Here is a 25,447-nt window from a genome sequence, read left to right on the forward strand (position 1 = left end):
CGCTGCGTCAGACCACCTTGGAGTAGCGCGGAACGAAGGCGACGGGCTTGCCTTCTGCGTGCGCCGTGCGCTCCGTGCCTGCATCGCGAAGGTGTGCATCGAACACCATCGCGATGCGGCGCACGAGCAGGCGCCCTTGCGGCGTGATGACGATACGCTCGTCGCCCACCTTCACCAGCCCGGCGTCTTCCAACGGCGCCAACGCCTGCAGCTCGCTCGCAAAGCTGCGCTTGAAGTCCAGCCCGTGGCGCGCGCCAAATACGCGCATGTCCAAGGCAAATCCGCACATCAGCTCGCCGATCAATGCGCGGCGCACGTGGTCGTCCGGCGTGAGCGACATGCCGCGCAGCACGGCCAGTTCGCCGGCATCGATGCGCGCGTAGTACGCGTCGAGATCCCTCTCGTTCTGCGCATACACATCGCCGACGCGGCTGATGGCCGACACGCCAAACGCCAGCATGTCGCAATCGGCGTGCGTGGAATACCCCTGGAAGTTGCGCTGCAGCCGCCCTTCACGCTGCGCGATGGCTAGCGCATCATCAGGCCGCGCGAAGTGGTCCATGCCGATATAGACATAGCCCTCGGCAACGAGGCGCTCGACCGTCATCGCGAGCAAATCGAGCTTTTCGTCGGCGGTCGGCAGCGCAAGCACGTCGATACGGCGCTGCGGCTTGAACAGATGCGGCAGATGCGCGTAGCTGTAGACGGACAGCCGGTCGGGCGCCATCTCCAGCACGCGATCGAGCGTGGCGTTGAAGGTCTCGGTGCGCTGATGCGGCAAGCCGTAGATCAGGTCGAAGCTGATCGATTCGAACCGCAGCCGACGTGCGGTGTCGACCACGCGGCGCGTCTCTTCCACGCTCTGGATGCGGCGGATGGCGCGTTGAACTTCGGGGTCGAAGTCCTGGATGCCTAGGCTTGCGCGGTTAAAGCCGATCTCGGCGAGGACTTCCAGCGTGCCTTCGTCAGCGTGGCGCGGGTCGAGTTCGACGGAAATTTCGGCGTCGCCCGTCAGCGCAAAATGCTCGCGCGTGGCGGCCATCACGGCGCGCATCTCATCGTGCGCAAGAAACGTCGGTGTGCCGCCGCCCCAATGCAGCTGCGTCACGCGGCGCAGTGGGCCGATCTGGTCGGCCACCATCGCCATCTCGCGCGCAAGGGTGTCAACGTAGCGGGCACTGCGCGAGCGATCCTTCGTGACCACTTTGTTGCAGCCGCAGTAGTAGCAAAGATTCGCGCAGAACGGCAGGTGCATGTACAGCGACAGCGGCGCATGCAACGCTGGCGCGATCGCGGCGCGGCGGTGCAAGGCGTCGAGATAGTCGGCGTTGCCGAACCGATTGTGGAAGCGGTCCGCCGTCGGATATGAGGTGTAGCGCGGGCCGTGCGTATCAAAGCGCTGTGCGAGCGCGCGCACCTGCGGTGCCGACCAGCGGAAGGCGGAGTCGGGGGCGGCAGACGGAGGGTCGACCGGCTTGGCGAACGGAAACATGGGGCGGTTCTGGTGGGGCGATGGTTCATCCTAAAACCGCGATGGGGGTGCCGCGTTGATATGTGTCAACGTGCGTCCACACCTGTTCAAACGCGCCTCACCCTCCGTTGGGAGGGCCCCAACTTCACCGATCTGTCATGTTCTGCCCCCTAACATCGGCGATCGGCGCCAAGGCCTCGTCGCCAGTCGTGCGCCCGGCCGTCAAAACAACACAACAGCACAGGCCGTCGACTCGTCTTTTGGGGGAAGCACCATGTGGCAGAGACTGGCACGCCGCTGCGCGTGCGCACTGGCCTGCGCGGCCGTCGCGTTGGCGGCGCATGCACAAGGCACGTCGTTCGTCGTGGGGCAACTGATCGAGCGCGGCGCAGACCAGGCCGACTATGCGCGCGACTTCATGGCGGGCGCCAAGGTGGCTTTCGATGCAGCCAACCAGAGCGGCGGCATCAAGGGCCGGCGCATCAGCCTCGTCCGGCGGGAGGTGGCGCTCAACGAAGCCATCCCGCAGGCCGTTGACATGATCGAACGCGACCATGTCGAGTTGCTCTTTGGCGTAAGCGAGCGCTTGCTGCCGGTGCTGGCAGCGTCTCCCGAGATCGCACGGCGCAATGTGCCATTGCTCGCCCCGCTCTCAGGTGCGACGTCGACCGCCGACAACGTTTTGTTCATCCGTCCCGATTACGACCACGAAATCGTCGCCGCACACAACCGGCTGCGGCAGTTCGGCATGCGGCGAATTGCACTCGTCACGGCAGCGGGCTTCGATCCGCAACTCGGGGTGCGCCTGCGTGGCTCGATCGGCAAGGGAAATGCTGCCGAAACGCTGGACCTTTACACACTCACCGGAGACCCGGCCGAGCTTGCGGCCCGCATCGCGCCGACAAAGCCCACAGCGGTGTTCGTCGCCGGCGACACGCTCACCTACGCCACCGTCGGACGTGCGCTCGCGCAGCAGGGCTGGTATGGCTTTCTGGTCGGGCTGTCGTCCGTCAACCCTCAAGTGGCGCGCGAAATCCTGGGCTCGGGCTACAGCGGCGGCATGCTGCTCGCCCAGACGGTGCCAAACCCGGCCAGCGGCGTCACCAAGGTCGCGCGCGAGCATATGGCGCGGATGAAGCAGTTTCTGGATGAGCCGCCTTCCGCCGCGACGCTATCGGGGTATATCGCCGCGGTGTATTTGGTTCAGGCGATGAATGCCGCGGGCGGCAAGGTGACCGGCGTGGAACTGCGGCGCGCGTTGCAGACGCGCGTTGATGTGGGCGGGTTCACGCTGGATTTCACGCGTGGGAATCGGGGGAGCGAATTTGTTGATCTGAATTACATTCAGGGAGCGGGGAATTGATTTCTTTGGAGTTGGTGGTTTATCCCCCTTTCGTTCCCTGCCGGGACCGACTCACTTTTCTTTGTCTTGCCAAAGAAAAGTAAGCAAAAGACAGGCGCGCCCGAGATGGCGACTTCCCCTTGAATTTGTGTGACCGTGCGGGGAAGGAGGCAAACTCGCTACGCTCAGACAGCCTCCTTCCTTGATCCGCCCGCTCACAAAAATTCAAGGCGCCATCAAGGGCTCAACGTCAAAAGAGAAAGGCCAACCCATCGCGCGGTTGGCCTTTGTCGTTTGGGCTTGTGCCCAGAGGGGGTGGCTTTGTCCTTTGACTTTCCTGCCCTAGATGGCGCCTTCAATTTTCGTAAGCGGGCGGAAAAAAGGCGGGGAACTGTCTGAGCGCAGCGAGTTTTCCCCGCCTCCGCCCGGTTACGGAAATTGAAGGAATCTTTCGCCATCTCGGGCGCGCCTTTCTTTGCTTACTTTCTTTGGCAAGACAAAGAAAGTGAGTCAGCCCCGGCAGGGGATGAAACAAGGGATGCACCAAAACCAAAAACAAAAACCCAAAACCCAAAACCGACTCACGAAGCCACAGGTTTCTTAGCCGCCAACAACCCCTTCAACGCCCCCAACCGATCCTTCGGCGACATCGCCGGCATGGTGTCCTCCGGCGTCGGCCCGGCATCCTCTCCAAGCTTCATCTCAGCGATATAGCGTGACGGCTCGCACACCACCGTCTCCCGCGCCCGCTTGCGCTTCTTGCACCAGCTGATATGCAGGCTGCGCTGCGCCCGCGTGATGCCCACATACATCAACCGCCGTTCCTCTTCGATCTTCTCGTCGGTCAACTCATCGTCTTCGCGGCAGTGCGGCAAGATGCCCTCTTCCACGCCGACCAGGAACACATGCGGATACTCCAGCCCCTTGCTCGCGTGCAGCGTGGACAGGCGCACCGCATCCGGATCCTCTTCCTTCCCTTCGAGCATGCTGATCAGCGCGATGGTCTGCGTGAGTTCCAGCAGGTTCTTGCCGGTGTCCATCAAGCCATCGGCATTGTCGAAGCCCGTGGCTTCTTCGTCGTCATCCTTTTCGGGCTTGGTGCCCTTGCGCTTGAGCCAGTCGAGAAACTCCAGCACGTTGGTCCACTTGTTCTGGGCCTGGCGCTCGTCGTAGGTGTCGTACAGGTAGGCCTCGTAATGGATGCCTTCCATCATCTCGTCGAGCAGCGTGGCGGCGGGCTCCTTGGCGGCGCGGTCCGACAGCCGCACGATGAATTCGCAGAACACGCGCAGCGGCTCCAGCTGGCGCGGCGCGAGCTGCGCTTCGATGCCGCCCATCATCGCCGCCTCGAACAGCGACACCTTGGCCTGCCCGGCAAACGAACCCAGCACTTCGAGCGTCGCATTGCCCACACCGCGCTTGGGCGTGGTGATGGCGCGAATGAAGGCGGGGTCGTCATCCGCGTTGGCAATCAGGCGCAGATACGCGCACAGATCCTTGATCTCGGCCTTGTCGAAAAAGCTTTGCCCGCCCGAGAGCACGTACGGAATGCGCTCGCGGCGCAGGATCTGCTCGAACAGGCGCGCCTGGAAGTTGCCGCGATACAGGATCGCGTAATCCCGAAACTGCGCGCGGCGCTCGAACTTGTGGGCAGAGAGCTTGAAGACGACGCTTTCGGCTTCGTGCTCCTCGTCGTTGGCGCTGGTGACGTTGATCGCGTCGCCCATGCCGTGCTCGCTCCACAGCGTCTTCTCGAACAGCTTCGGATTCTGTGCGATGACCGCGTTGGCGGCATTCAGAATGCGCACCGTGGAGCGGTAGTTCTGCTCCAGCTTGATGACCTTCAGGTTGGGGAAATCCGTCTGCAGCAGCTTGAGGTTGTCGAGCGTGGCGCCACGCCAGCCGTAGATGGCCTGATCGTCGTCGCCCACCGCCGTAAAGGCCGGCGCACGCAGGTGCGAGCCGCCCGCCAGCAGCTTCAGCAGCTGATACTGGCAGGCGTTGGTGTCCTGGTATTCATCGACCAGGAAGTAGCGCAGACGGTTCTGCCACTTCAGGCGCACCTCTTCATTGCGCGCGAACAGCTCGGCGGGAATACGGATCAGGTCGTCGAAGTCCACCGCCTGATACGCGTGCAGCGTCGCCACGTAGTTGCGATAGACGAGCGCCGCCTGGTGGTCATCGACGTTGTTGTTGGCGAGCGCCTCGGCAATCGCCGTGTCCGGGTCGACGAGACCGTTCTTCCATAGCGAGATCGTGCTCTGCACGCGGCGGATCAACTGCTTGTCGGTGGTCGCGAGCTGCTCCTGGATCATGCCGAAGCAATCGTCCGAATCCATGATCGAGAAACGTGGCTTGAGGCCGACATGCTCGGCTTCCGCCCGGAGGATCTGCACGCCCAGCGAGTGAAACGTACAGACCGTCAACTGCTTGATGGGAATGCGCTTGCCGTCTTCGCGCGTCTTGCCGTCCATCAGCTTGGCCACGCGCTCCTGCATTTCCTTGGCCGCCTTGTTGGTGAACGTCACCGCGGCGATGTGCTTGGGCTCGAAGCCCTTGTCGAGAATCAGGTGCGCGATCTTCTGCGTGATCACGCGCGTCTTGCCCGAGCCCGCCCCGGCCAGCACCAGGCATGGGCCGTCGAGGTAATGCACACCTTCGGATTGGGCAGCATTGAGCCCGTGGGCGAGACCGGAAGACATGGGAACAGGCGGAAGAAAAAGCAGGCGGGAACGACAGCGGAGGGCGATGGTAGCACGGCGCCTTTGCATCGATTGAGCCGATGAAAAGCCGTTTGCCGGGGCGCCGTCGGAGGTGCCAATACCGCACCGCACGCGTTTGCGCCCCTCGCTTTGCTTCCGGCCGTTACACCGCTTACGCCCCGTTACACGATGACGGTCAGCCCGGAGCCAAAACGTGCCGTTATGGACAGGACAGCGGCTGAATCGGTCAGCCGCCCACCGGAGGAAGAAACCATGAACCGCATCGTCAAGATCCTGGCTGTAACCGCCGTCGCCCTGTCCGCCACCACCGGCGCCTTCGCCCAGACGCAATGGCAAAAGAACCACCCGCGCCGCGCCGAGGTCAACCACCGCCTCGCCAACCAGAACAAGCGCATCCACAATGAAGTGAAGGAAGGCGAAATCACGAAGGGCCAGGCGCGCCAGCTGCACAAGGAAGACCGCCAGATTCGCCAGGAAGAGCGCGACATGGCGGCCCAAAACGGTGGGCACATCACCAAACAGGAGCAGCGCACGCTGAACCAGCAGGAAAACCAGGTCAGCCGCCAAATCGGCAAGTAAGTCAAAGCAAGACCAGCCACACCCGAACAAGGCGCTCCCGCCCGCGCCCCGACGGTGTGGCCGTTGTCTTTGGCCTTTGACGGTCCTGCCCTAGATGGCGCCTTCAATTTTCGTAAGCGGGCGGAAAAAAGACGGGGAACTGTCTGAGCGCAGCGAGTTTTCCCCGTCTCCGCCCGGTTACGGAAATTGAAGGAGCCTTTCGCCATCTCGGGCGCGCATTTCTTTGCTTACTTTCTTTGGGCAAGACCAAAGAAAGTGAGTCAGCCCCGGCAGGGGATGAAACAAGGGATGCACCACAAGCACAAAAAATCCAGCCCTCCCCCCAACCCGAAACCGCCAAGTCCACCCCAATTGACAATCCCATCCCCCTTCCGTAAATTCCGCCCATCCATCCGGGAGAGCGTGCCCGCCGTACACGGCAAGGCGCCGCCGAAGGGGTAGCACCCGAAAACTCTCAGGCATCCAGGACCGGGCGGATCGGCGGACATGCGTCCGACCGCACTCTGGAGAGCTGGCGCCGCACGACCACTGCGGGCGCCCACCGAAGGGGCTCACGAACGGCGCGCACCGCTATGCGCCCCGCTTCGCAATCTCTCAGGTACCAAGGACAGAGGGGCCATCTGCGCAGCTTGTTGATCTTCATGGCGTCACCATGAGGCATCAGGCTGCGCGGGTGGCCTTTTTGCTTTTCTGGTCCCGAATAACGCGCCGCGCCCGGCCACAGTGGCGGCGCCTCTGCCGAGAGATTCCATGACGCTCCAACACACGCCGCTCAATGCCATCCACCGCTCGCTGGGCGCCCGCATGGTCGACTTTGGCGGCTGGGACATGCCCGTCAACTACGGCTCCCAGATCGAAGAACATCACGCGGTGCGCCAGGACGCCGGCGTCTTCGACGTCTCGCACATGTGCGTGGTCGACCTCACCGGGGCGCGTGTGCGCGACTTCCTGCGTGGGCTGCTCGCCAACAACGTCGACAAGCTCCAGACGCCCGGCAAGGCGCTCTACAGTTGCATGCTGAACCCCAAGGGCGGCGTGATCGACGACCTGATCGTCTACTTCTTCCGCGAAGACTGGTTCCGCCTGGTCGTCAACGCCGGCACCGCACCGACGGACCTGGAATGGATCGTCGCGCAGAACGCGGCCGCCGGCACCGACGTGACCATCACGCCGCGCCGCTCCGACAACAACGCGGGCGCCGAGCCGCTGGGCATTCTGGCCGTGCAAGGCCCGAATGCGCGCGCCAAGACCTACGCCGCGCTGCCCGGCACGCAGGCCGTGGGCGAGGCGCTCAAGCCGTTCAACGCGGGCTTTGTCACCGTGGAAAACGTGGGCGAGATCATGGTGGCGCGCACCGGCTACACCGGCGAAGACGGTTTCGAACTGGTCGTGCCGGCCGCGCAGATCGCAGGCGTGTGGGAACGCCTGCTGCAGGCCGGCGTGCGCCCGGCAGGCCTGGGCGCGCGCGACACGCTGCGCCTGGAGGCCGGCATGAACCTCTACGGCCAGGATATGGACGAGCACGTTTCGCCGCTCGACGCCGGCCTCGCTTGGACGGTCGACCTGCAAAGCGAACGCGACTTCACAGGCAAGGCCGCGCTGCAGGCTGGCGGCCAACGCGAACAGTTCGTCGGCCTGATCCTGCGCGACAAGGGCGGCGTGCTGCGCGCCCACCAAAAGGTCATCACGGCCGCCGGTGACGGTGAAATCACCAGCGGCACGTTCAGCCCGAGCCTGTCGCTCTCCATCGCACTGGCGCGCCTGCCCAAGGACGTGGCCATCGGCACCGACGTACAGGTCGAAATTCGCGACCGCAAGTTGACCGCGACTGTGGTTAAACTGCCGTTCGTGCGCAATGGCAAGGCGCTGGTCAGCTGAACACCGAATTTGCATCCCCCAATACCCATTTTCCGGAGAACCCTTTCATGAGCAACGTCCCCGCCGATCTGAAGTACACCGAACACGACGAGTGGATCCGCGTTGAAGCCGACGGCACGCTGACCATCGGCATTACCGACTTCGCGCAGGAACAGCTCGGCGACATCGTCTTCCTGGAGCTGCCGGAAGCCGGCCGCGCCGTCGCCAAGGACGAAGCGATTGCCGTGGTGGAGTCGGTCAAGGCCGCTTCCGACATCTTCGCCCCGGTGGCCGGCGAGGTCGTCGCCAACAACGCCGATGCCGCCGGCGCGCCGGAATCCGTGAACGCAGGCGCCTACGAGGCGTGGCTGTTCAAGATCAAGCCGACCAACGCCGACGATGTGAACGCCCTGATGTCGGCTGCTGATTACGAAGTAAAGATCGGCTAATCCGGTCCTCCGGCCGGTGCGCGCGCCCTGACCTGCGCTGCGCATCGGCCATTGCTTGCATCGCCTGAATTTCGAGCCCTTGCCATGAACGCTCCGCACCCCGCTTCCTCGGCGCTTGCCGCCGAACGCCCGACGTTGGCTGACCTGGAGGCGCGCGACGCCTTCTCGCTCCGTCACATCGGCCCGTCTGCCGACGAGCAGACCGCCATGCTGGCCACGCTGGGCTACCCCAGCCGCGCCGCGCTGATCGACGCCGTGATCCCGCCGGCCATCCGCCGCCAGGACGGCATGCCGCTGGGAGAATTCACGCAGCCGCTGACCGAAGAAGCGGCGCTTGCCAAGCTGCGCGGCATCGCCGGGCAGAACCGCGTGGTCAAGAGCCTGATCGGCCAGGGCTACTACGGCACGCACACGCCGGGCGTCATCCTGCGCAACATCCTCGAAAACCCCGCCTGGTACACGGCCTACACGCCGTATCAGCCGGAAATCTCGCAGGGCCGCCTGGAAGCGATGCTGAATTTCCAGCAGATGGTGATCGACCTGACCGCCATGGACATCGCCAATGCGTCCATGCTGGACGAAGCGACCGCCGCTGCCGAAGCCATGACGCTGCTGCAGCGCATTGGCAAATCGAAGTCGACCGTGTTCTTCGTGGCCGACGACGTGCTGCCGCAAACGCTGGAAGTCGTGCGCACGCGCGCCGAGCCGATCGGCGTGCAAGTGGTGACCGGCCCGGCGGCCGACGCTGCCAAGCACGACGCGTTCGGTGTGCTGCTGCAATACCCGGGCGCCAACGGTGCGCTGCTGGGCGATCTGGCGACGTACCAGGCGCTGACCGATGCCGTGCACGCCGCCGGCGGTCTGGTCGTGGCCGCCGCCGACCTGCTGGCGCTCACGCTGCTGGCCGCGCCGGGCGAATGGGGTGCCGACGTCGTGATCGGCAACACGCAGCGTTTTGGCGTGCCGTTCGGCTTCGGCGGCCCGCACGCCGGTTACATGGCCGTGCGCGATGCGTTCAAGCGCTCGATGCCCGGCCGCCTGGTCGGCGTGACGATCGATGCGCAAGGCAATCCGGCCTACCGCCTCGCGCTGCAAACGCGCGAGCAGCACATCCGCCGCGAGAAAGCCACCTCGAACATCTGTACTGCGCAGGTGCTGCTGGGCGTGATGGCGTCGATGTACGCCGTCTACCACGGCCCGCAAGGCCTGAAGCGCATCGCGCAGCGCGTACACCGCCTGACCGCCACGCTGGCAGCCGGCCTGCGTGCGATCGGCTACACGCTGGAATCCGACGCGTTCTTCGACACGCTGACCGTCGCCACTGGCCCGCGCACCGCGAACCTGCACATCGCAGCACAGGCGCACGGCATCAACCTGCGCCAGATCGACGATGCGCGACTGGGCATCTCGCTGGACGAGACGGTCACACGCGCGGACGTCGTTGCGCTGTGGGACATCTTCGCGCATGCCGCCCACGCTGCCGCACCGGACTTCGACCAGACCGAAGCGGGCGTCGCCGATGCGTATCCGGCCTCGCTCATCCGCCAGAGCGCGTACCTGACGCACCCGGTGTTCAACGCACACCATTCCGAGCACGAAATGCTGCGCTACCTGCGCAGCCTGGCCGACAAGGATCTCGCGCTCGACCGCACGATGATCCCGCTGGGCTCGTGCACCATGAAGCTCAATGCCACCGCAGAAATGCTGCCGGTGACGTGGCCCGAGTTCTCGAACATCCACCCGTTCGCGCCGGCCGACCAGACCGTCGGCTACCGCGAGATGATCGACCAGCTCGAGCAGATGCTCTGCGCCGCCACCGGCTACGCCGCCGTGAGCCTGCAGCCGAATGCCGGCTCGCAGGGCGAATACGCCGGGCTGCTGATCATCCACGCCTACCACGCCAGCCGTGGCGAAGCGCACCGCAACGTGTGCCTGATCCCGTCGTCGGCGCACGGTACGAACCCCGCATCGGCGCAGATGGCCGGCATGCAGGTGGTCGTCGTGGCGTGCGATGAGCGCGGCAACGTCGATCTGGCCGACCTGGAGAAGAAGGCGGCCGAGCACAGCAAAAACCTCGCGGCGATCATGATCACCTACCCGTCCACGCACGGCGTGTTCGAGGAAGGCGTCAAGCGCGTCTGCGAGATCGTGCACAGCCACGGCGGTCAGGTCTACGTGGACGGCGCGAACATGAACGCCATGGTCGGCACGGCCGCACCGGGCCACTTCGGCGGCGACGTCTCGCACCTGAACCTGCACAAGACGTTCTGCATTCCGCACGGCGGCGGCGGCCCGGGCGTCGGTCCGGTGGCCGTGGGCGCGCACCTCGCGCCGTTCCTGCCCGGCCGCGCGGCGTCGGGGGAAGACGCGAGCCAGAACATCGGCAACGTGTCGGCCGCAGCCTTCGGCTCGGCCTCGATCCTGCCGATCTCGTGGATGTACATCGCGATGATGGGCGCCGCGGGCCTGACGGCCGCCACCGAGACGGCCATCCTGTCGGCCAACTACGTGGCCAAGCGTCTCGCGCCGTACTACCCGGTGCTGTACACGGGCGCGCACGGCCTGGTGGCGCACGAGTGCATTCTCGACATCCGCCCGCTGCAGAAGGAATCTGGCATCAGCAACGAAGACATCGCCAAGCGCCTGATGGACTTCGGCTTCCACGCGCCGACGATGAGCTTCCCGGTGCCGGGCACGCTGATGATCGAGCCGACCGAAAGCGAGCCCAAGGTGGAACTCGACCGCTTCATCGACGCGATGATCGCCATCCGTGGCGAAGTCGACAAGGTGATCTCGGGCGAATTCGACCGCGAAGACAATCCGCTCAAGCACGCACCGCACACCGCAGCCGTGGTGATGGCCGATGACTGGTCGCACAAGTACACGCGTGAGCAGGCCGCCTACCCGGTAGCATCGCTGCGCGCGCGCAAGTACTGGCCGCCGGTCGGCCGCGCCGACAACGTCTACGGCGACCGCAACCTGTTCTGCGCCTGCGTACCGATGAGCGAGTACGCGCAGGATTGATGCCCCTCGAAGTGAGATGAACGCGGCGGCGGGGCGGCATGCTCCGCCGCCGTGTCACATGTAACGTGGCGCAATCCCTGTAACCTGCTCTCACAACCGCTGTTTTCAGCGTGCCTCGCCGTTTATGGTGACGACAGTTCACCCGAGCGACGAGACCCTGCCATGCCGATGCTTCAACCTGCCCCGCTGTTCCGCCTGCTTGCCTGTGCTGCCGCTGTCGCGGTAAGCGGCGCGTGCTCGCCGATACAGGCGGGGGCTGCGGCATCGGGATACGCCGGCGCGCACAACGCGACCAGGCCGGCTCGCGATTGGTGCAGCGTTTCGCCTGCGGTGTCCGGCGAACCTGCTGCAGGAAAGCTGATCGCCCGCGCTACCCAGCATCTCGAGCAGACACCGCACCCACTGCCCCGCCTGCATACCGAAGGCACGCTGCCGCACCAGGGCATCTACGACGAATCGGTAGCGGCCGCGCGTGACTTTCCGGTCATGCGCGACGCAGCAATGGCATGGCGCCTCACCGGCGACACGCGGTTCGCCGAGCAGGTCGACATCTTTCTGCACGCCTGGGTCGGCACGTATGTACCGAGCTTCAACCCGATCGACGAGACAAAGTTCGATGCGCTGATCCAGGCGTACACGCTGGCGCGCGACGGCTTGACGCCCGGCACACGCGCAGAGACGCAACGCTTCCTGCGCACGCTGGCCGAGGGCTATATCGCCCGCACCGAGTCGGCGCGCCAGCCGCTGTCCCACACGTGGGTAAATAATTGGCAGAGCCATCGCATCAAGCTGATGGCAATGTCCGCTGCCGCGCTGGGTGACCACGCTTTGCTCGCGCAGGTCCATCGCCTGTTCCTGCAACAGCTCGCCAATAACGTGCGTCCGGACGGGTCGGTAGAAGACTTTGAGGACCGCGACGCACTCCACTACGTGGTCTACGACCTCGAGCCGCTGACGATGGCCGCGATTGCCGTGCAGCCTTTCGGCCAGCAGTGGCTACATGAACGCGCAGCCAACGGCGCCACGCTCGCCGCCGCCGTGGATTGGCTCGTGCCGTATGCCGACGGCAGCCGCACGCACGAGGAATACGTCCACTCGCACGTTGCCTTCGACAGGAAGCGAGCCGATGCGGGCCTGCCCGGCTTCTCCGGCATGTGGGAGCCGAAAAGCGCCGGAACACTGTATTGGCAGGCTGCGCGACTGGACCCGAAATACCGCACGCTGGCCGAACGGCTCGCCGCGAGCGCGCCCGACTGGCTGGCGCTGTGCACAGCCCGTTGACTGGCGAGGCGTTGTCCTGACAGCGCCGTACACAACAACCTGGCGCACGTGGCCACAAGCCGCTTGCCCCCTTTAACGCCCCCGGAGCCTTACCCCATGGCTGTTTCTGTTTTCGACCTCTTCAAGATCGGCATTGGCCCGTCCAGCTCGCACACCGTCGGGCCGATGCGCGCCGCGCTGATGTTCGCCTCGGGCCTCGAAGCCGATGGGCTGATGCCGCAAGTCGCCAGCGTGCGCGTGGAGCTGTACGGCTCGCTCGGCGCCACCGGCAAGGGCCACGGCACCGATCGCGGCGTCATCCTCGGCCTGATGGGCGAGGCGCCGGACACGATCGACCCAGACACCATCGACGCCAAGCTCGCGGCGCTGCGCGCCTCACAGTCGCTGTCGCTGCTGGGCCGTCACGCGGTGCGCTTTACCGAGAAGGAGCACATCGCCTTCTACCGCCGCGAGGCGATGGCCGAGCATCCGAACGGCATGAAGTTCCACGCCTTCGATGCAGCAGGCGAGCGCCTGCGCGAAGCGCGCTATCTGTCGGTCGGCGGCGGCTTTGTCGTCACCGCTGGCGCACCGAACACGCAGGTGCTGGCCGCACATGACCAATTGCCGCATCCGTTCCGCAGCGGCAAAGAACTGCTGGCGATGTGCGAATCGACGGGCAAATCCATCGCCCGGCTGATGCTCGAAAACGAACTGACATGGCGCAGCGAAGCCGAAGTGCGAGCCGGCCTGCTCAACATCTGGCACGTGATGCAGGCGTGCGTCGCGCGCGGCTGCCGCACGGAAGGTGAACTGCCGGGCCCCTTCCATGTGCGCCGCCGCGCGGCCGAGTTGTATTCGCGGCTCACGGTGCAGGCAGAACGCACGCTGTCCGACCCGCTGTCGGTGATCGACTGGGTGAACCTGTATGCGATTGCCGTGAACGAAGAGAACGCCGCAGGCGGGCGCGTCGTCACGGCACCGACCAACGGCGCAGCCGGGATCATCCCGGCCGTGATGCATTACTACGACCGCTTCGTTCCCGGCGCGACCGACAACGGCATCGTGGATTTTCTGCTCACTGCTGGCGCGATCGGCATGCTTTACAAGATGAATGCGTCGATCTCGGGCGCGGAAGTGGGCTGCCAGGGCGAAGTCGGTGTGGCGTGTTCAATGGCGGCGGGCGCACTCGCTGCGGTGCTCGGCGGCTCGCCCGCGCAGGTGGAAAACGCTGCTGAGATTGGCATGGAGCACAACCTGGGGCTGACATGCGACCCGGTCGGCGGGCTGGTGCAGATTCCGTGTATTGAGCGCAATGCGATGGCGTCGGTGAAGGCGGTGAATGCGGCGCGCATGGCGTTGCGTGGGGACGGCACGCATTATGTTTCGCTGGACTCCGTGATCAAGACGATGCGCGAGACGGGGGCGGATATGAAGACGAAGTACAAGGAGACCGCCCGCGGGGGGTTGGCGGTGAATATTGTGGAGTGTTGATATTTGGTTTGGGTTTTGGTTTTTGCGTTGGTGGTCCGCCCCCCTTTCGTTCCCTGCCGGGACCGACTCACTTTTCTTTGTCTTGCCAAAGAAAAGTAAGCAAAAGAAAGGCGCGCCCGAGATGGCGACTTCCCCTTGAATTTGTATGACCGTGCGGGGAAGGAGGCAAACTCGCTTCGCTCAGACAGGCCTCCTTCCTTTTTCCGCCCGCTCACAAAAATTCAAGGCGCCATCAAGGGCTCAACGTCAAAAGAGAAAGGCCAACCCATCGCGCGGTTGGCCTTTTCGTTTGGACTTGCGCCCTGAGGGTGTGGCTTTGTCCTTTGACTTTCCTGCCCTAGATGGCGCCTTCAATTTTCGTAAGCGGGCGGAAAAAAGGCGGGGAACTGTCTGAGCGTAGCGAGTTTTCCCCGCCTCCGCACGGTTACGGAAATTGAAGGAATCTTTCGCCATCTCGGGCGCGCATTTCTTTGCTTACTTTCTTTGGGCAAGACCAAAGAAAGTGAGTCAGCCCCGGCAGGGGATGAAACAAGGGATGCACCAAAAACAAAAAATCTAGAGGACACCCCAAAAAAATCCACCGCGCCACCGCCCCCGTCCACTTCTATAATCCGCGCCACAAGAACCTTCTTTGGAGACCCGCAGGATGCAATCCCTCCATCCTCCCAAGCACCTTCCGGCAGCGACCCTGCCGGAGCTAACGCTGCGCGGCATGATCCTCGGCGCGATCATCACCGTGATCTTTACCGCTTCAAACGTCTACCTGGGCCTAAAAGTCGGCCTGACGTTCTCTTCGGCAATTCCGGCAGCGGTGATTTCCATGGCAGTGCTGCGCATGCTCGGCGGCACGAACATCCTTGAGAACAACATGGTGCAGACGCAGGCGTCGGCGGCCGGGACGCTGTCTTCGATCATCTTCATTCTGCCCGGGCTGGTGATGATCGGGCACTGGCAAGGCTTCCCATTTTGGCAAACGTTTGGAGTCTGCATGGCGGGCGGCATGCTCGGCGTGGTGTTCACGATTCCGCTGCGCCACGCGATGGTGGTGCAAAGCGACCTGCCCTACCCCGAAGGCGTGGCGGCGGCAGAAATTCTGCGCGTGGGCAGTGGCGAGCCAGCGGACGGTGAAGCCGCTGCCGATGACAACGCTGTTCCCGCCGCCACCGGCATGCGCGATCTGGCAGCGGGTGGCATCGTCGCGGCCATCGTGGCGTTTGCCACCAGCGGCCTGCGCTTGCTCGGCGAAGGTGCGAGCTGGTGGTTCGCTGCGGGCGCCGCGGTGGTGCGCTTGCCCATGGGTTTTTCGACTGCGCTGCTGGGCGCGGGCTATCTGATCGGCCTGGTGGCGGGGCTGGCCATGCTGGTGGGCCTGGTGATCGCCTGGGGCATCGCCGTGCCGTATCTGACGTCCATCACGCCGATGCCGGCGGGCAAGGCGCTCTCGGCGTTTGGCACGGATGTGTGGCGCACGCAGGTCCGTTTTATCGGCGCTGGCGTGATTGCGGTGGCGGCCGTGTGGACGCTGGGCACGCTGATCGGCCCGGTGGTGCACGGCGTGAAGCGCTCGTTTGGCAGCCTGCGCCCGAAGGCTGATGGCGCGCTGCGCACCGAGCAGGACATGGCGCCGCGCTGGATTCTGCTGGTCACGCTGGCGATGGTCGTGGTACTGGTGATCACCTTCGCCGCATTTCTGGCGCCGACCATGCTGTCGGCCGGCTCGCGCTGGACGCTGATCACGTTCGCGGTGATTTTTGCGGTGGTGTTCGGCTTTCTGGTGGCGGCGGCGTGCGGCTACATGGCCGGGCTGATCGGTTCGTCGTCGAGCCCGATTTCGGGCATCGGCATCATCGCCATCACCTTGGTGTCGCTGCTGCTGTTGGCCATCGGCGCGGACAACGGCATCGTGGGCTCGCCCGAGGCGAGCAAGCTGGGCATTGCGCTGGCGATCTTCACAACGTCGGCCGTGGTGGCCGTGGCGACCATCTCCAACGATAACCTGCAGGATCTGAAGACCGGCTGGCTGGTCGGGGCCACGCCGTGGCGCCAGCAGGTGGCGCTGCTGATCGGCTGCGTGGCGGGTGCCGCGGTCATCTCGCCGGTGCTGGAGCTGCTGTATAACGCGTATGGCTTTCCGGGTGCGCTGCCACGTGCCGGCATGGATGCGGCGCAGGCGCTGTCGGCTCCGCAGGCGACGCTCATGACGGCCATCGCCACCGGCATCTTCACGCACCAGCTGCAGTGGAACATGGTGATTGCGGGCATCGTCATCGGCGTGCTGCTGATCGCCGTCGACTGGGCGCTCAAGCAACGCGGCGGCGTTGCGCGGCTGCCGGTCCTGGCAGTGGGCATCGGCATCTATCTGCCGCCGACGGTCAGCACGGTGCTGGTGGCCGGTGCGGTGCTGGCGTGGATCATCGAAAAGATTCTTGCCAAGCGCGCGCAGGCGGCCGGCGTGCCGTACGAGCGCTATGCCGAGGTGCCGAACCGCCACGGCGTGCTACTGGCGTCGGGCCTGATCGTGGGCGAAAGTCTGGTGGGTGTGCTGATGGCGGCAGTGATCGGCAGCACGGGCAAGGATGCGCCGCTGGCCATCGTGGGGGCGTCGTTTGAAGGCACGGCGCAATGGCTTGGGCTGATCGTCTTCGCCTTGGTATGCTGGGCCTTCGCGCGCCGCGTACTGGCGGTGCGTCCGACTCATTGACCCCATCACGCAACATGCTGCTCCGCGACGCAACGCAGGCCGACCTTCCGGCCATCCTCGCCATCTACAACGACGTGATCGCCAACTCCAACGCGATCTACACCGAAACACCCGTCACGCTGGAAGACCGCACCGCGTGGCTGGCCTTGCGTGCAACGCAGGGTTATCCGGTGCTGGTCGCCGACGATGATGGGCAGGTGGCAGGCGTTGCATCGTTTGGGGATTTCCGGCCCTACCCGGGCTTTCGCACCACCGTCGAGCACTCGGTGCACATACACCGCGACTGGCGTGGCAAGGGGCTGGGCAGTCGGCTGGTCGAGGCGCTGTGCGAACGTGCCGCTGCCCTGGGCAAGCACCTGATGGTGGGCGCCATCGACGGTGCCAATGCGGGCTCGATTCGCCTGCATGAAAAGCTCGGCTTCAAGGAAGTGGGCCGCATGCCCGAGGCGGCCATCAAGCACGGCCAGTGGCTCGACCTCGTGTTCATGCAGCGCTGGCTGGAAGCGCCGGGAACGGTCCGAAGCGACTGACCGTTCTTCGATGATGCGTCAGGCGGGCTGCGTTGCCGCCTGTGTCCAGCGCCCGCAACCGCGTCGCACGGTCTCGTGCAGGTTGCGGGTTTCACGTTGCGCCGCGCGGATCCATTCGGCATCGGCGTCGCGCGCCTCAACCACCTCCCGCACCATATCCAGCGCACCTTCGGACGACAGCGCCTCGGCATGCGCCGACAGCAGCTTGCTTGTTTCCAGGATGTGATCGGCGAGCGCGCCGCGGTTGCCCGTGGCCGGGTCGACGTATTCGCCCGCCAGCCCAAACCGGCATGCCTGGAAGCGATTGAAGGTGTAGACGAGGTAATCGTCTTCTACGGGCATGAACGGGCGATCGAGCAGCAGCCAGCGGCCCAGCGCCTGGATATAGGCGGCGATGGCGGCGGCGCGTTCGACGGTCAGCGGGGTGTCCATCACGCGGACTTCGATCGTGCCGAATTCGGGCTTGGGGCGGATGTCCCAGTAGAAGTCCTTCATGCTTTCGATCACGCCGGTGGCGTGCATCTTGTCGAAGTACGCGATGAAGGCGTCCCACGTCAGCACGAACGGCGCGCGGCCCGACATCGGGAAGGCGCTGACCGAATTCATGCGCGCTGAAGCGAACCCGGTATCCACGCCTTGCACGAACGGCGACGACGATGCCAGCGCAATGAAGTGCGGCACGTAGCGCGACATGGCGTGCAGCAGGTACAGCGCATCGTCGGGATTCGGGCAGCCCAGGTGCACGTGCTGCCCGAATACCGTGAACTGCTTGGCGAGATAACCGTACAGATCCGAGATGTACTGATAGCGCGGGGATTGTGAAATCTGGCGCTGGCTCCACTCCTGGAACGGGTGGGTCCCTCCGCCGCAGATGCCGATGTTCAGCGCCGTGGCGGCTTCGGCCATGCGGTCGCGCATCTCGCGCAACTGCCAGAGCGCCTCGTCGTGGCTGTGGCAGATGCCCGTGGAGATCTCGATCATCGAATCGGTGATCTCCGGCTTGATGTCGCCGGGGTATTCCTTGCCCTTGAGCATGCGCAGCAAGTCTGGCGACGCCGAGGCGAGGTCGTAATCATGGCGATTGACGAGCTGCAGTTCCAGTTCGACGCCAAACGTAAGCGCCTCGGATTTCGAGAAAGGTTCGAGGGACATGGAGGCCTCTTAGCGATGTTCGTTGTCTTGCCGCACCTCGCCCGCCCAGCGCAGGGATCGTGCAGTCAGGATCGGCGCAGCAATCTGCTGGATCGCCAGCGTGCACAGGATGATGGCCACCAGCGGCCCCCCGGTTTGCGGGTACAGCGCTGCCGTGTCGTGCATCAGCAACCAGGACAGTCCCGACATGGGGCCAAGCGCCAGGCCTAGCGCAACGCTCTGCCGCATCGACAGCCCCGAGAACGAGCCCAGCGCCGTCGTGGCCGCCAGCTTGGCAATGAAGCGCGAGAGCACCAGCGCCACCGCCGCCACACCACCGATGACCCAGTCCGACGCCTTGAGCGGCAAGCCGAGCGAGACGATCATCACCACAATCAGGATGCTGCCCGCGCTGCCGAAGTGCGAGGGCCACACGCGCGGGTGATCGTCTTGATGCTTGAACACCACGCCTGCCAGCAGCAGCGTGAGCGGTACCGACAGCTTGAGCAGCTTGGCCATCGCCAGCGCAAACAACACCAGGCCCACCAGCACCAGGAACGCGTAGTGATCGTCACCCGCCATGCGGTGATACAGCGCATGGCCCGCCTTGCCGACCACCCAGGCAAGAAGCACGGAACCTGCCAGCAGGTAGAGCGGGTGGATCAGCGCCGCAGCCCAGTGGCCGTACTCGCTATGCAGCCAGCCGGCGGTGAGGGGCACCAGCACGCTCGCGTAGATGCTGTTGAGCGCGCCCAGTGAGAGCAAGCGCTCCGTCACCTGGCCTTCTGCTCGCAGTTCGTTCTTGAGTTGCAGGAGCACCGTGGGGGACGTGGCCACCGCGATGGCGCCGGCGGCGACTGCCACCGGTGTCGCCACGCCAAACAGCTGCAGTACCCAGGTGACCAGGCCCCAGGTCAGCAGACTTTCAAAGCCGCTTGTGAGCAACAGCCAACGATTGGCGCGCAGCCACTCGAACGACAAGCGGTGCCCCAACTCGAACAGCGCCAACGCCAGCGCCATCTCGATCAGGATGTGGGTCTGCTCGAGCATGTCGGCGTCGATGAGCGGGCGGCCGAGCACGCCGGCCACCAAGCCCGCCACCGCGTAGCCGACGATGCGCGGCAGCTTGAGCGCCGCGCGCGCAAACTCGCCGCACAACGCCGCACCAACCAGCGCCAGCCCGATCCAGAAAAGGCCGCCGGGAGCGGGCGGCCACGAAGGGAAGAGATCGTGAAGTCCTGTCATGGGCGACATGGTACCCGAAGCCCCCATCCGGGAAAGTCAGCCAAGCACTGACACGCGTTAGAGCCGCGTTACACGATATTTAATAATAGATCGGTGATTTTCGACACAAAAAGCGACAACTCTGTGTTTGGAACCTGAGACCGCCGGCAAAGAAAAACCGCCCCGGAGGGCGGTTTTCATACTGCAAATGGCTGAGAGCCGGTCGGATTACTTGCCGCCGACGCTCTCCAGCGGCGTCCACTTGCCGCCGGTGACCTTGTAGACGGTGATGCCGCCGTCCTTCAGGTCGCCCTTGTCGTCATAGGCGTAGTGCTTCGCGGTCACGCCTTGCGTGTTCGTGGCAGCCAGGATCGGCAGGTACTTGGCCGGGTCGGACGAACCGGCAGCCACCATCGCCTTCATCAGGGCCATCGCGCCGTCGTAGGCGTACGGCGAGTACGTCTGCACCGGCGTGCCGAAACGCTTCTCATAGCGGGCCTTGTAGCCAGCGCCGCCCGGCATCTGCTCCAGCGGCAGACCGGCCAGCGATGCCACCATGCCTTCCGCGGCTTGCGGGCCGGCCAGCTTGATGAAGTCGTCGGTCTTGGACATTTCGCCCGACATCAGCGTGGACTTCATGCCCAGCTCGCGCATCTGCTTGAGCAGCGGGGCCGATTGGCCTTCGGCGCCACCGTAGAACACGGCGTCCGGGTTCTTGCTCTTGATCTGCGTGAGGATCGCCTTGAAGTCGCTGGCCTTGTCGTTCGTGAATTCGCGACGCACGATGGTGGCGCCGGCAGCCTTGGCAGCCTTCTCGAACTCGTCGGCCAGACCCTGGCCGTAGGCCGTGCGGTCATCCACGATGGCGATGTTCTTGTAGCCCAGCTTCTTGACGGCGAACGTGCCGACCACCGAACCCTGCTGGGTGTCGGAAGTCATCATGCGGAACGTCGTCTTGTAGCCCTGCTTGGTGTATTCCGGCGCGGTTGCCATGGCGATCTGCGCGATGCCGGCTTGGTTGTACACGCGCGACGCAGGGATGCTGGTACCCGAATTGAAGTGGCCGAGCATGCCCTTGATGCCGCTGTCCACCAGCTTCTGGGCGACTGCCGTACCGGTCTTCGGGTCAGCCTGGTCGTCTTCTGCCATGAGCTGGAACTTGACTTCCTTGCCGGCGATCTTCGGGTGCGTGGCATTGAACTCTTCGATGGCCAGGGTCGCGCCGTTCTTCATGTCCGTGCCGTATTGCGCTTGCGGACCCGACATCGGGGCAGCAAAGCCCAGCTTGATGACTTCCTGGGCCGATGCGGCCGTCATTGCACCACCCGCCAGCGCGCACAGTGCTGCCGCCACCCACAGTTGCTTCAATTTCATTTGTGCGTCTCCTAGTTCAAACGCAATTTGGATCAATAGCGCGACGGGATCACCGTCGCCCTCCTCCCGCTTCGCATCCCATCCGCACCCGTCGTGCGCATGGAACCGCGAATCCTGCTCATGCTCCCCGTCAGCCGATGGTCATCAGGCTGGCGTTGCCACCCGCGGCGGCCGTATTGACCGACAGCGAACGCTCGATCAGCAGGCGCTCCAGCGCCAGCCCTTCCCCGCCATGCGGCAGGCCTTGCACCCCCACGATCGGGCCGGCACGCCGTGCCAGTCCTTCGCAGATGGCGCGCAGATGGTCCGAATCGCCGTGATGCAGCACCGCATCAAACGCCGCTTCGTCGGTCGAGCCGACCACACGGACGCGCGATTGTACTGCCGCCGGCAAGCCCCGAAGTACTGCTTCGATGGCAGGGTTTTCCTGCACAACGGCCAGGCTGCCGACAGCCAGGATGGCGGCGAGCTGGCGCAGCCAATCCACCGGATCGGCCGCCACGCACAGCACGGCTTCGCGCGGCAACAGCGTGTAGGTGTTGCGCTCGCCGGTCGGGCCGGGCAGCGTGGCGGTGGCGCCCGTGGCCGAGGCTGCAGCCAGGCGCTCGCACAGCGAGGCCAGTTCCGGCGATTGCTTGCGAGCCCATTCCGTCAGCGCATCGAACGGCGCCAGCAGCGCGCGGCGCGCATCGGTATCGACCTCCGTACCCGCGCCTGCGGTCAGTTGCAGCGCGGTGCGCATGGCGTCCTGCGGGCACGTCGACAGCAGGCGCAGCAGATACAGCGGGCCGCCGGCCTTCGGGCCCGTACCCGACAGGCCCTCGCCACCGAACGGCTGCACGCCCACCACGGCGCCGACGATATTGCGGTTCACATACAGGTTGCCCACGTGCGCGCGGTCCACCACGTGCGCGATGGTCTCGTCGATACGCGTGTGGATGCCCAGCGTCAGCCCGTAGCCCGTACCGTTGATCTGCTCGATCAGCTTCGTCAAACCGGTGTTGTCCGCCGAACGCTTCCAGCGCACCACGTGCAGCACGGGACCGAAGATCTCACGCGTCAGGTCCGACAGGCTGTCGAGTTCGATCACCGTCGGCGGCACGAAGGTACCGTGCGCACACGCAGCCGGCACCGGTGCCTGATGCACGCGCCGGCCCTTGGCACGCATCGCTTCGATGTGGCCGACGATGTTGTCGCGCGCTTCAGCGTCGATCACGGGGCCGACATCGGTGGCGAGGCGATCCGGATTGCCCATCGCCAGTTCGGCCATGCCGCCCTTGAGCATCGCGAGCACGCGGTCAGCAACGTCGTCCTGCAGGCACAGCACACGCAGCGCCGAGCAACGCTGGCCCGCCGAATCAAACGCGGACGACAGCACATCGGCCACCACCTGCTCGGCCAGCGCGGACGAATCGACGATCATCGCGTTCTGGCCACCGGTCTCGGCAATCAGCGGGATCGGCGCGCCGTTGGCATCAAGGCGGCCGGCCAGCGTGCGCTGCAGGATGCGCGCGACTTCGGTGGAGCCGGTGAACATCACGCCCTTGGTGCGCACGTCCTTCACCAACGCGGCGCCGACGGTCTCCCCGCGGCCCGGCAGCAGTTGCACGGCACCGGCCGGCACGCCGGCTTCGCGCAGGATGCGCACGGCTTGCGCCGCGATCAGCGGGGTCTGCTCAGCGGGCTTGGCGAGGACCGGGTTGCCTGCAGCCAGCGCAGCGCTCACCTGGCCGGTGAAGATTGCCAGCGGGAAGTTCCACGGGCTGATACAGACCACCGGGCCCAGCGGGCGATGCGTGTCATTCGAGAACCCGCCACGCACCTGCGCCGCGTAATAGCGCAGGAAATCGATGGCTTCGCGCACTTCGGCAATCGCGTTGGACAGCGTCTTGCCCGCCTCGCGAATGATCAGCCCCATCAGGTGCTGCATCTCGCCTTCCATGAGGTCTGCTGCGCGATCGAGCAGTGCGGCCCGTGCCTCGGGCGGCGTGGCTTGCCAGATCGGGGCGGCAGCGGCGGCGGCCGACAACGCGGCATCCACATCGGCTTCGGTGGCTTCGGTCACGTGGCCGACCACGTCACGCAGGTCCGACGGATTGCGCACCGGCTGCCGAAGTTGCGATGGGCCCCCCACGTAAGGCGCATCGCCGATGGTCGGCTCGGCCGTCCAGACGGTGCTGGTGCCGGCAAGAAGGGCGGACGACAACGACGCCAGGCGCTGCTCGTTCGCCAGGTCGATGCCCGACGAGTTTGCGCGAACGTCACCGTAAAGGGCGCGCGGCAGCGGAATCTTCGGATGCGGCAGGCCGAGCGTCCCTTCATCGGCGTGCATCTTTTCCACCACCGCCACCGGGTCGGCGACGAGGTCGTCCAGAGGAATCGACTCGTCCGCGATGCGGTTCACGAACGAGGTGTTGGCGCCGTTTTCCAGCAGACGGCGCACGAGGTAGGCCAGCAGCGTTTCATGCGTACCGACCGGCGCGTAGATGCGGCACGGGCGGTTCAGCTTGCCCGGCTTGTTTCCGACGACCTGCTCGTACAGCGGCTCGCCCATGCCGTGCAGGCACTGGAATTCATATTGGCCGGGATAGTAGTTCTGGCCGGCCATGTGGTAAATGGCCGCGAGCGTGTGCGCATTGTGCGTGGCGAACTGCGGGAAGATCGCTTCCGGCGCGGCCAGCAGCTTGCGCGCGCAGGCCAGATACGACACGTCGGTGTAGACCTTGCGCGTGTAGACGGGGTAGCCCTCCAGGCCGTCGACCTGGGCGCGCTTGATCTCGCTGTCCCAATACGCGCCCTTCACCAGGCGGATCATCAGGCGATGCTTGCTGCGACGGGCCAGGTCGATGATGTAGTCGAGCACGAACGGGCAGCGCTTCTGGTAGCCCTGCACCACGAAGCCGATGCCATTCCAGCCAGCCAGCTCGGGCGCAAAGCACAGGCGCTCCAGCAGGTCGAGCGACAGCTCCAGGCGGTCGGCCTCTTCAGCATCGATGTTGATGCCGATGTCGTATTCGCGGGCCAGCATCGCCAGCGCCTTCACGCGCGGATACAGCTCGTTGATGGTGCGGTCGTATTGCGCGCGGCTGTAGCGCGGGTGCAGCGCCGACAGCTTGATCGAGATGCCCGGCCCTTCGTAGATGCCGCGCCCGCCCGAGGCTTGTCCGATCGCGCGGATCGCCTGCTCGTACGACGCGAGGTAGCGCTGTGCGTCTTCCTCCGTCATCGCGGCCTCGCCGAGCATGTCGTAGGAATAGCGGAAGCCCTCGGCCTCGAACTTGCGCGCGTTGGCCAGTGCTTCAGATATGGTTTCGCCGGTGACGAACTGCTCGCCCATCAGGCGCATCGCCATATCCACACCCTTGCGGATCAGCGGCTCGCCGCTCTTGCCGATGATGCGCGTGAGCGCCTTCGACAGCCCGGCTTCGTTATGCGTGGCGACCAGCTTGCCCGTCAGCAGCAGGCCCCAGGTGGCGGCGTTCACGAACAGCGACGGGCTCTGGCCCAGGTGCGAATGCCAGTTGCCGTTGCTGATCTTGTCGCGGATGAGCGCGTCGCGCGTGGCCTTGTCGGGAATGCGCAGCAGCGCCTCGGCCAGGCACATCAGCGCCACGCCTTCTTGGCTCGACAGCGAAAATTCCTGGATGAGACCCTGCACCAGACCTTCGCGGCCGGTGCCGACCTTTTGCGTGCGGAGCTTGCCGGCGAGGTCTCGTGCGAGTTGCTTGGCTTCCGAGGCGAGCGCGCCCGGCAGGCGGGCCTGCTCCAGCAGCATCGGAATGGCTTCGGTTTCCGGCCGACGGTAGGCGGCGGTGATGGCAGCGCGCAGGACCGACTGCGGTTGCACGCTTTGCGCAAATTCGAGGAACGGTTGCACCGCGGGCTCGTCACCCTCGTGCACGTCCGAGACGGCTGCGGCGGCGGACGGGAGGCCATCCGCCGCCGTGCCGTTTGCATCAGTTGGCAGCTGCCCCCGCTCCACTTGGTCCAGATACGTGAAGATCGCCTGCTTGATCAGCCAATGCGGCGTGCGGTCAATGGACTGCGCAACGCGCTTGAGGCGTTCACGCGAAGCATCGTCCAGTTTGACCCCGAGGGTGGTTGTAGCCATGTGGGTTCCTATCCAGAGCTGCCATTGCCTGGCTTGTGGCCGGCAAATTGGGCGGATCATACGCCCGGGAGTCTTGAAGGTGCAACCTAGTGAAACCCCTTGGTTCGAAATGGGTAGATGGTGGTGCAACCGCAGAGGCGGATGGGGGACTTTCGGGCGACTTTTATTGTTTTGGTG

The 25,447-nt window shown here is 64.9% G+C and carries 15 protein-coding genes and 2 riboswitches; of the genes, 9 read left to right on the top strand and 6 right to left on the bottom strand.

Translation table 11 applies throughout. The annotated features are described in order from the left end of the window. Positions 1 to 7: 7 nt before the first annotated feature. Positions 8 to 1,492: an oxygen-independent coproporphyrinogen III oxidase gene (hemN, locus tag N5B55_RS15390; protein WP_304538585.1), complete on the bottom strand. Its 1,485-nt coding sequence runs from the start codon at positions 1,490 to 1,492 to the stop codon at positions 8 to 10. A gap of 253 nt (positions 1,493 to 1,745) precedes the next feature. Between hemN and N5B55_RS15395 the strand changes: the two genes are divergently transcribed. Continuing rightward, the gene (locus tag N5B55_RS15395; RefSeq protein WP_154208146.1) at positions 1,746 to 2,834 is read left to right on the top strand and encodes an ABC transporter substrate-binding protein; all 1,089 of its coding nucleotides are present in this window, start codon (positions 1,746 to 1,748) and stop codon (positions 2,832 to 2,834) included. 560 nt (positions 2,835 to 3,394) lie between these two features. Here N5B55_RS15395 and N5B55_RS15400 read toward each other — a convergent pair. Continuing rightward, a complete protein-coding gene (locus tag N5B55_RS15400) occupies positions 3,395 to 5,515 on the bottom strand; it encodes a UvrD-helicase domain-containing protein (RefSeq protein ID WP_065858261.1) in 2,121 nt (706 codons plus the stop codon). 273 nt (positions 5,516 to 5,788) lie between these two features. On the opposite strand from N5B55_RS15400, the gene N5B55_RS15405 reads away from it, so the two are divergent. The 8 genes from N5B55_RS15405 to N5B55_RS15440 all read left to right on the top strand — a co-directional run bounded on the left by N5B55_RS15405 (position 5,789) and on the right by N5B55_RS15440 (position 17,430). Further along, positions 5,789 to 6,115 carry a hypothetical protein gene (locus tag N5B55_RS15405; protein WP_178959588.1) on the top strand — a complete coding sequence of 109 codons (327 nt, stop codon included), beginning with the start codon at positions 5,789 to 5,791 and terminating at the stop codon, positions 6,113 to 6,115. A 383-nt stretch (positions 6,116 to 6,498) separates the two neighbouring features. Continuing rightward, a riboswitch (glycine riboswitch) is annotated at positions 6,499 to 6,596 on the top strand. A 12-nt stretch (positions 6,597 to 6,608) separates the two neighbouring features. Then, positions 6,609 to 6,736, top strand: a riboswitch (glycine riboswitch). Between the two features lie 129 nt (positions 6,737 to 6,865). Continuing rightward, a complete protein-coding gene (gene gcvT / locus N5B55_RS15410) occupies positions 6,866 to 7,993 on the top strand; it encodes a glycine cleavage system aminomethyltransferase GcvT (RefSeq protein WP_178959589.1) in 1,128 nt (375 codons plus the stop codon). A gap of 47 nt (positions 7,994 to 8,040) precedes the next feature. After that, the gene (gcvH, locus tag N5B55_RS15415; RefSeq protein WP_304538587.1) at positions 8,041 to 8,421 is read left to right on the top strand and encodes a glycine cleavage system protein GcvH; all 381 of its coding nucleotides are present in this window, start codon (positions 8,041 to 8,043) and stop codon (positions 8,419 to 8,421) included. A gap of 84 nt (positions 8,422 to 8,505) precedes the next feature. Further along, positions 8,506 to 11,445, top strand: a complete 2,940-nt coding sequence (gene gcvP / locus N5B55_RS15420) for an aminomethyl-transferring glycine dehydrogenase (RefSeq protein WP_304538588.1) — start codon at positions 8,506 to 8,508, stop codon at positions 11,443 to 11,445. 162 nt (positions 11,446 to 11,607) lie between these two features. Further along, positions 11,608 to 12,726, top strand: a complete 1,119-nt coding sequence (locus N5B55_RS15425) for an alginate lyase family protein (protein ID WP_304538589.1) — start codon at positions 11,608 to 11,610, stop codon at positions 12,724 to 12,726. A gap of 96 nt (positions 12,727 to 12,822) precedes the next feature. Continuing rightward, positions 12,823 to 14,199, top strand: coding sequence for an L-serine ammonia-lyase (locus N5B55_RS15430; RefSeq protein WP_304538590.1), 1,377 nt, complete (start codon positions 12,823 to 12,825; stop codon positions 14,197 to 14,199). 646 nt (positions 14,200 to 14,845) lie between these two features. After that, entirely contained in the window at positions 14,846 to 16,900 is a 2,055-nt protein-coding gene (locus N5B55_RS15435) for an OPT family oligopeptide transporter (RefSeq protein ID WP_304538591.1), read from the top strand. A gap of 14 nt (positions 16,901 to 16,914) precedes the next feature. Beyond that, the gene (locus tag N5B55_RS15440) at positions 16,915 to 17,430 is read left to right on the top strand and encodes a GNAT family N-acetyltransferase (RefSeq protein WP_116576329.1); all 516 of its coding nucleotides are present in this window, start codon (positions 16,915 to 16,917) and stop codon (positions 17,428 to 17,430) included. An 18-nt stretch (positions 17,431 to 17,448) separates the two neighbouring features. Here N5B55_RS15440 and N5B55_RS15445 read toward each other — a convergent pair whose 3' ends face one another. The 4 genes from N5B55_RS15445 to putA all read right to left on the bottom strand — a co-directional run bounded on the left by N5B55_RS15445 (position 17,449) and on the right by putA (position 25,270). Then, positions 17,449 to 18,582 (bottom strand): YbdK family carboxylate-amine ligase, encoded by a 1,134-nt coding sequence (locus tag N5B55_RS15445; protein ID WP_015855923.1) that lies wholly within the window; start codon positions 18,580 to 18,582, stop codon positions 17,449 to 17,451. 9 nt (positions 18,583 to 18,591) lie between these two features. Then, positions 18,592 to 19,815 carry a cation:proton antiporter gene (locus N5B55_RS15450; RefSeq protein WP_041668409.1) on the bottom strand — a complete coding sequence of 408 codons (1,224 nt, stop codon included), beginning with the start codon at positions 19,813 to 19,815 and terminating at the stop codon, positions 18,592 to 18,594. Between the two features lie 198 nt (positions 19,816 to 20,013). Then, a complete protein-coding gene (locus N5B55_RS15455; RefSeq protein WP_015855925.1) occupies positions 20,014 to 21,159 on the bottom strand; it encodes a branched-chain amino acid ABC transporter substrate-binding protein in 1,146 nt (381 codons plus the stop codon). 130 nt (positions 21,160 to 21,289) lie between these two features. Next, positions 21,290 to 25,270 carry a trifunctional transcriptional regulator/proline dehydrogenase/L-glutamate gamma-semialdehyde dehydrogenase gene (putA, locus tag N5B55_RS15460; protein WP_304538592.1) on the bottom strand — a complete coding sequence of 1,327 codons (3,981 nt, stop codon included), beginning with the start codon at positions 25,268 to 25,270 and terminating at the stop codon, positions 21,290 to 21,292. Positions 25,271 to 25,447: the final 177 nt, after the last annotated feature.

The sequence above is a fragment of the Ralstonia pickettii genome, assembly GCF_030582395.1.
GTDB classification, from domain to species: Bacteria; Pseudomonadota; Gammaproteobacteria; order Burkholderiales; family Burkholderiaceae; genus Ralstonia; species Ralstonia pickettii_D.